Source organism: Hydrogenophaga sp. FW305-3-2-15-A-LB1, from assembly GCF_058787875.1.
This window is the reverse complement of the sequence record NZ_JBYTAE010000143.1, coordinates 1-7,337: the sequence shown is the minus strand read 5'-3', so window position 1 is coordinate 7,337 and position 7,337 is coordinate 1. Positions and strand designations below refer to the sequence as shown.

Genomic DNA, 7,337 nt, shown 5'->3' with positions numbered 1-7,337 from the left:
CATGTGGGGCCGGTGCGGGTCGGATCAAGGGCCGCTCCAGTCTAGGCCAAAGCTTGCGTGCCGGATTGAAGAAACTTGCAGCGCTTTGTGAACGCTTCGGCGGGCGGTGACGAAGGGCCCTTGAAATCGGCGGGCGGTGGCATCAAGTTGTGTTCACCGCAGGACGCCTGTCGCGCCCTGGAACCTCATCATCCATCAGGAGTTTCTTGCCATGAACAGCCTCATTGCCCGCCGTGGTTTTCTCGACGACTTCTTCAACGACGTCGCTCCCGCCTTCTACGTCAAGCCGCTGCACGGCGACGGCCTGCCGGCGCAGATCCGCGTCGATGTGAAAGAGACGCCCGAGGCCTACACCTTGCAGGCCGAAGTGCCCGGCGTGTCCAAGGACGACATCCACGTCAACGTCGACGGCAAGCTGGTGACCCTGCGCGCCGAGATCAAGCAGCAGGACAGCCAGACCGAGGGTGGCAAGCTGCTGCGCAGCGAACGCTACTACGGCGCCGTCTCGCGCAGCTTCCAGCTGCCGGTCGACGTGGACAACAGCGCCGCGAAAGCGAAGTACGAGAACGGTGTGCTGCAGCTCACGCTGCCGAAGAAGACCGCCGCCGCGGCCCAGCGCCTGGCGATCGAATAAACCCGCGATCCGCCGCCGGGCTCGTCAGTTCACGCTCTTCTTGAGCCACTCGGCGAACGCCGCGCATTCCCACCGCTCCATCGCACCGGCCTGCCAGCACAGGTAGTGCGCATGGGGCGATGGGATGTTGCGTGCCGAGATGCGTTCCAGCGAGCCGTTCTCGATCCAGGGCGCGCCCAGCTTGAGGCGCACCAGGGCGACGCCCAGGCCTTGAGCCGCGGCATCGCACATCAGCCCGATGTCGTTGAACGACGAACCCTCGACCGGCTCGGGCCAGTCGAGTTCGTGCGCCGCGAACCAGGTGCGCCAGGGTTCGAGCGGGCTGCGCAACAGGGCGGCGCGCTGCAGGTCTTCCACCGTGTCGAACGGGCCGTTCTCGCGGATGTAGGCGGGAGACGCCAGCGGCGTCACCTCGTCTTTGAGCAGGCAGATGTGCTCCACGTCGGCGTAGCGGCCGGTGCCGTAGCGCACCGTGAGGTCGGCGTCCTCGGCGACCACGTCCAGCAGCGGGATCGAGACCTGCAGCGTCAGGTCGATCTCCGGATAGGCCTCGGTGAACTGGCGCAGGCGCGGCATCAGGATCGAGCGCGCGAAAGTCGGTGTGACGGCCAGCTTGAGCTTGCGTTTGCCCGGCGCCGTGTTGCCGCCCGGAAAACGCTGCAGGATGCCCAGGCCTTCGCGCACGTGGGCCAGGTATTCGCTGCCCTCGGTGGTGAGCGAGAAATCGGCGCGGCCGAACAGCTTGGTGCCCAGGATCTGCTCCAGCTGGCGCACGCGGTGGCTCACCGCGCTGGGCGTCACGTTCAGTTCCTCCCCCGTCTGCGTCACGCTGCGCAGGCGCGCCAGCGCCTCGAAGGTCAGCAGGCACTGGATGGGAGGAATCCGGATGGTCATGGCGCCCCCACGCTCCACCGCTGACGCGTGGTCGCTGCCCCCCGAGGGGGCTGAGCGGCCTTGGGGCGGCCCTGCGGCATCGCGTTCACTTGAACACCACGGTCTTGTGGCCGTTGAGCAGCACGCGGTGTTCGCTGTGCCATTTCACGGCGCGCGCCAGCACCTGGCTTTCGGTGTCGCGGCCGCGCGCGGTGAGGTCTTCCACCGCGTCGGTGTGGTCCACCCGGGCCACGTCCTGCTCGATGATGGGGCCTTCGTCGAGGTCGGCCGTCACGTAGTGGGCGGTGGCCCCGATCAGCTTCACGCCCCGGTCGTGCGCCTGGTAGTAGGGCTTGGCGCCCTTGAAGCTGGGCAGGAAGCTGTGGTGGATGTTGATCGCCTTGCCCGAGAGTTCGCGGCACAGGTCGTTGCTGAGCACCTGCATGTAGCGCGCCAGCACCACCAGCTCGGCGCCTTCGTTCTGGATGATCTCCAGCTGCTTGGCCTCGGCCTGCGGCTTGGTGGCGGCGGTCACCGGGATGTGGTGGAAGGGCACGTTGTAGCTGGCCGCGAGCTGGTAGAAGTCGCGGTGGTTGCTGATGATGGCGCGGATGTCCAGCGGCAGCAGGCCGCTCTTCCAGCGGAACATCAGGTCGTTGAGGCAGTGGCCTTCCTTGCTGACGAAGATGACGGTGCGCACCGGCTCGGCCAGCGGGTGCAGGCTCCACTGCATGGCGAACGGTTCGGCGAACAGCTTCAGGTGCAGGCGCAGGTCGTCCTGGGTGAGCTGGCCGCAGGCGAACTGCACGCGCATGAAGAACAGGCCGGTGGCGTGGTCGTTGTACTGCGCGGCTTCTTCGATGTTGCCCCCGTGCTCCAGCAGGAAGCCGGAAACGGCGTGCACGATGCCCGGGCGGTCCGAGCAGGACAGGGTAAGAACGTAGGTGTGATTCATGGCGTGCGAATTGTCGCAGCAAGGCGCGGTGGGCCTGGCCGAACCCGGCGCAATGGAGCCCCTGGAGGCGGGAGGCGGTGACAAAATGCCGCTTCCCCGTCCTTTTGCCGCAGGAGACGCCCGCATGGCCTACAACGATTTCCGCATGGACAACCAGTGGTTGCCCTTCACGCCCAACCGCAGTTTCCAGAAAGACCCCCGGGTCTTCGTGGCGGCCGACGGCATGTACTTCACGACGCACGACGGCCGCCAGGTCATCGACGGCATTTCCAGCCTGTGGTGCGTGGGCGCCGGCCACAACCGCAAGCCGATCAACGAAGCCATCAAGCAGCAGCTGGACACGCTGGACTACAGCACCGCCTTCAGCGTCAGCAACGACAAGGCCTTTCGCGCCGCCGAGATGATCGCCGCCATGGCGCCGGGCGACCTGAACAAGGTGCTGTTCTGCAACTCCGGCAGCGAGGCCGCCGACACCTCGATGAAGGTGGCGCTGGCCTACCACCGCGCGCGCGGCGAAGGCCACCGCAACATCTTCATCGGCCGCGAGCGCGGTTACCACGGCGTGGGCTTTGGCGGCATGAGCGTGGGCGGCATCCCGGCCAACCGCAAGGTCTACGGCGCCGCCCTGCTGCCGCGCGTGGACCACCTGCGCTTCATCCACGACCCGGTCAAGCACGCCTACGTGCACAACACCGAACCGGTGTGGGACGAAGACCTGCTGCTGGAGTTGGAGAACCGCATCCTGCCGCTGCACGACCCCAGCAACGTGGCGGCCGTGATCGTCGAGCCCGTCGCCGGCAGCGCGGGCTGGTACGTGCCGCCGCAGGGTTACCTCAAGCGCCTGCGGGAGATCTGCGACAAGCACGGCATCCTGCTGATCTTCGACGAGGTGATCACCGGTTTCGGCCGCCTGGGCACGGCTTTCGCGTCGGACTACTACGGCGTGCAGCCCGACATGCTGAATTTCGCCAAGGCCGTGACCAACGGCGTGTTCCCGCTGGGCGGCGTGGTCTGCACCGACCGCATCTACGGCGCCATGATGGGCGCGCACGGCAGCGCGCCGGACCACGCCATCGAGTTCTTCCATGGCTACACCTACTCGGGCCATCCGGTGGCCTGCGCGGCGGCCATCGCCACGCTGGACCTGTTCCGCGAGGAAAACCTGTTCGCCCGCGCGGGCGAGATGGGGCCGGTGCTGGGCGACGCGATGCACAGCGCGCTCAAGGGCCTGCCCCACGTGATCGGCATCCGCAGCCTCGGGCTGGCGGCCGCCGTGGAGCTCGCGCCGCAGCCGGGCCTGCCCGGCAAGCGCGCGTTCGACGTGTTCATGGACTGCTACCACCGGGGCGTGCTGGTGCGCAACGCGGGCGACAACCTGGTGTTCGCGCCGCCCTACATCGTCGATCGCGCGCAGATCGAGACCATGGTGGGCACGCTGGCCGACGCGATCAAAAGGCTGGGGTAACCCCCCTGCGCCGCTGGCGCGGCTTCCCCCCGGTGGGGGGACGGCACCTGGGGCCGGCGGAGCCGGACCCTTGGTGCCCCTGGATTCAGCGCTTCATCTGTTGGCGCAGTTCGGCGCAGTGGTCGCGCGGGGGCAGCGCGGGGGTCTGCCACACCGCGTCGGCCGGCGGTGCGCTGGCGTCCTTGGAGGTGCCGGCCTGCGCCATCACCACCTTGTGGCCCACGGACGCGGGCAGGTGCAGGGGCACGCCGAGGTCTTCGCGCACATGGCCGTTGCCGGCCACCAGCAGCACCGTCTTGCCCGGGATGAGGGCCTGCGTGGCCGTCTGCGCCATCGACCGGTCGCGCGCGAGCTGGATGCGGGTCATGGGCGCGATCTGGCTCTCGGGCAGGAGGCCGCAATGGCTCTCGCGGATGCCGTCGCGCTGGCGCTGCAGCACGCGCTCGCTCACCAGGCCGTCCAGCTCGGCCTGGCCCATGGTGCCGCGCATCTGCGCGCGCGGCAGGTTGCCGCCGATCACGGGCACGCCGCTGCGCACGGCGGCCATCACCACCGGGCCGTACACCGGCCAGGGCCAGCCGCTCTGCTCGGTCCAGCCCAGGGCCTCGCGCACGCGCGCCTCGTCGGCGTCGCTGGGCAGGCCTTGCGTGCTGCGCCCCTGTTCGATCATTTCCATCACGACCGCGCCCAGCTGGTCGCGCCGGGCCAGGGCCAGCACCACGTCGCGCTGCAGGGCCTGGTGTTCGGCGGCGTCGTGTTGCTCGCCGAGCAGCAACACCGGCGCGGGCAGCACGCGGTCGAGCAGGGCCGGCACGGTGGTGGGTGGGCGGTGCGCGCAGGCCGCGAGCAAGGACAGGCCCAGGGCGAGGGCGACAGCGGTTCGACAGGTCATGCGTGGATACTAAGCGCACCCGAGGCCCCTTCACCTTCCCTTTTCGCGTGTCCTTTCTGCCTGCCTGGCGGCCCGCTTCGTGGCCGCGCGTCTGCCTCACCCTGACGATCGCCCTGGCCGCCGCCCTGCTGTGCCGCTGGCTGCGCACGCCCATCCCCTGGATGATCGGTCCGCTGCTGGCGACGGCGCTGGTGTCGGTGCTGGGCATGCGCACCGAGAGCTGGACGCCTTTGCGCAACAGCGGGCAGTGGGTGATCGGTACCGCGCTGGGCCTGTACTTCACGCCGGCCGTGGGCGCGCTCGTGGCCAGCCTCTGGTGGGCCATCGCGCTCGGCATCGCCTGGGCATTGGCCCTGGGCCTGGGTTTTGCGGCCTGGCTGCGCTGGCTGCACGCGGGGCATCTGGTGGCCTTGACGCCCGCGGAGCTGCGCTGCACCACCTATTTCGCTGGCGCGATCGGCGGCGCGTCCGAGATGACGCTGATCGCCGAGCGCCAGGGCGCGCGCACCGATCTGGTGGCGGCCGCGCACAGCCTGCGGGTGCTGCTGGTGACGGTCACCATCCCGTTTGCCCTGCAGTTCGGGGGCGTGAGCGGGCTCGACACCGGGGCGCAGGGCGTGCGGGACGTGCAAGCCCTGGGGCTGCTGGCGCTGGCCGGGCTCACGCTGCTGGGCGCGCTGGCCATGCAGCGCCTGGGCCGCGCCAACCCCTGGTTCATGGGCGCGCTGGTGGTCACCATGGTGGTGACCTTGAGCGGCCACACCCTGTCGGCCATCCCGCAGAGCCTGTCGAACGCGGCGCAGCTGGTGATCGGTGTGAGCCTGGGCGTGCGTTTCACGCCCACTTTCGTGCACACGGCGCCGCGCTGGCTGGCGTCGGTGGCTTTCGCCACGCTGGTGATGATGGGCCTGTGCGCCGGCTTCGGCTGGGTGCTGGCGCAGCTGACGGGTTTGCACCCGGTCACGCTGCTGCTGGGCACCGCGCCCGGCGGCATTGCCGAGATGGCCATCACCGCCAAGGTGCTGCAGCTGGGCGTGCCGGTGGTGACGGCGTTCCAGGTCTGCCGGCTGGTGGCGGTGCTGGTGCTGGCCGAGCCGCTGTACCGCTGGCGCCACGGCCCGACATGAAAAAGGCCGCTGGGGTGCAGCGGCCTTTTTTCAGAGGAAGCGCGTTCGTTCAGTGCATGACCACGGGCATCTGGGCCAGCGTGGCATAGCCTTCGAGCGTGTCTTCCACCTCTTCCTGGGACGGCGTGCTCTGCTGCCAGGCGGTGATCTGGAGCTGGAACATCTCGGCCCAGGAGCCGTCGAGGTACACCTCTTTGCCCGAGCGCTTGTCCACGATCTCGAAACCGTGGCGGGGAATCTGCGGGCCGTCGGCCACTTCGTTGTCGCCCTCGACGGGCGCATTGGCCAGGATGTGGACCACAGCGAAGGCATCCGAGTCGTAAAGCATGTGCATGACTGAAATCCTTGAATAGAAAAAATCTGCGTTCCTGACAACCTTATATCGGCAAATACGCGCCGATTTATAGGTCAGATGCAGCTTTACGTGGCGACGTTCCCCCCGACTTCAAGATGCGTGTCTTTTTTGGCACAGATGGGTGTTTGTCCTACAGGTGTTTGCCTTACGGCATCTGGCTGAGTTGCTGATCGGCCACATCGCCGTTCGACTGTTTCACCCGCAGGCGCACGGGCAGGTGGTGCAGGCTGGGCGCGAGCCACATTTCGACCGTGCTGTCGAATTCCTTGCGCGGCTGGCGCACCAGGTGGCGCACCTTGAATTCGCCCGCTGGCAGCGAAATCGTCGATTCTTCGCCCACGTCGAAGCGCCAGACGGGGGCGTCGCCCGTGCCGGCCACCTGCATGTCCACCGTCTGCCCGGTGGTGTAGGCCTGCGGGCGGGCCTGCAGCAGGCTGGCGAGCTGCAGGAACAGGCTCAGGCGGTCCTGCGCCCCCGGCTGCAGCGGTGCTTCGGGCGCGTTGCTGCTGAAGCGGATGCGCTGTTGCGCCGCATCGAAATGGGCGGCTTTCTCGCTGCGGCTCTTGTCGGCGAAGCGCTCGGGCATCAGGCCTTCGGGGCCGATGCGGCCGATGCTGGTCTGCGAGCGGCTGCCCAGCAGCAGCACGCGCATCTCCATGCGGGCCTCGTAGCGGCCGTCGGCCACGGCCCAGTCCAGCGTGCCCTGGGCCTTGTAGCCGATGCCCTTGACGTTGCCGGTCACGTCGTAGTGCAGGCGGGTGCTGGGCGGCGGCGTGGCGGGTGGCAGGGCGACGGGGGCGCTGGGTTTGCCGTCGGTTGCTGCCGACGGCGTGGTGCCGGTGGGCTCGCTGATTGGGGGTGTTTCGGGCGTGGCAGCAGGCGCCGCCACGGCTTCTGCCGGCGCTTCGGGTGCCGGCGCCGGAGGCTCGCTCACGGCCACTTCCTGCGAAGCGATGGCCGGCGTCTCAGCCGGCGCGAGGGCGACGGCCTCGGCGGGTTCGGGCGCTGCCTGGGCCACGGCGACGGGTTCGGGAAC

Annotated in this window: 8 protein-coding genes; 3 read left to right on the top strand and 5 right to left on the bottom strand. The window is 68.7% G+C overall.

The window, feature by feature from the left end:
- Positions 1–211: 211 nt before the first annotated feature.
- Complete coding sequence (locus tag AC3WPZ_RS27185) at positions 212–634, top strand: Hsp20/alpha crystallin family protein (RefSeq protein ID WP_382322159.1); 423 nt, start codon at positions 212–214, stop codon at positions 632–634.
- 24 nt (positions 635–658) lie between these two features.
- On the opposite strand, the gene AC3WPZ_RS27180 is transcribed toward AC3WPZ_RS27185, so the two are convergent.
- Positions 659–1,528, bottom strand: a complete 870-nt coding sequence (locus AC3WPZ_RS27180; RefSeq protein ID WP_382322158.1) for a LysR substrate-binding domain-containing protein — start codon at positions 1,526–1,528, stop codon at positions 659–661.
- A gap of 85 nt (positions 1,529–1,613) precedes the next feature.
- Positions 1,614–2,462, bottom strand: a complete 849-nt coding sequence (gene purU / locus AC3WPZ_RS27175; protein ID WP_382153546.1) for a formyltetrahydrofolate deformylase — start codon at positions 2,460–2,462, stop codon at positions 1,614–1,616.
- 124 nt (positions 2,463–2,586) lie between these two features.
- Here purU and aptA point away from each other — a divergent pair, with 124 nt between their 5' ends.
- Positions 2,587–3,927 carry an omega-aminotransferase AptA gene (gene aptA, locus AC3WPZ_RS27170; RefSeq protein ID WP_492442447.1) on the top strand — a complete coding sequence of 447 codons (1,341 nt, stop codon included), beginning with the start codon at positions 2,587–2,589 and terminating at the stop codon, positions 3,925–3,927.
- An 85-nt stretch (positions 3,928–4,012) separates the two neighbouring features.
- Here the strand turns inward: aptA and AC3WPZ_RS27165 are convergent, their stop codons facing one another.
- Positions 4,013–4,819: a ChaN family lipoprotein gene (locus AC3WPZ_RS27165; protein WP_492442445.1), complete on the bottom strand. Its 807-nt coding sequence runs from the start codon at positions 4,817–4,819 to the stop codon at positions 4,013–4,015.
- A 56-nt stretch (positions 4,820–4,875) separates the two neighbouring features.
- On the opposite strand from AC3WPZ_RS27165, the gene AC3WPZ_RS27160 reads away from it, so the two are divergent.
- Positions 4,876–5,946 carry an AbrB family transcriptional regulator gene (locus tag AC3WPZ_RS27160; RefSeq protein WP_492442449.1) on the top strand — a complete coding sequence of 357 codons (1,071 nt, stop codon included), beginning with the start codon at positions 4,876–4,878 and terminating at the stop codon, positions 5,944–5,946.
- Between the two features lie 49 nt (positions 5,947–5,995).
- Here AC3WPZ_RS27160 and AC3WPZ_RS27155 read toward each other — a convergent pair whose 3' ends face one another.
- Complete coding sequence (locus tag AC3WPZ_RS27155) at positions 5,996–6,280, bottom strand: BTH_I0359 family protein (protein WP_382153555.1); 285 nt, start codon at positions 6,278–6,280, stop codon at positions 5,996–5,998.
- 166 nt (positions 6,281–6,446) lie between these two features.
- The coding region (locus AC3WPZ_RS27150) for a DUF3108 domain-containing protein (protein ID WP_492442443.1) at positions 6,447–7,337 on the bottom strand (891 nt) is incomplete at its 5' end.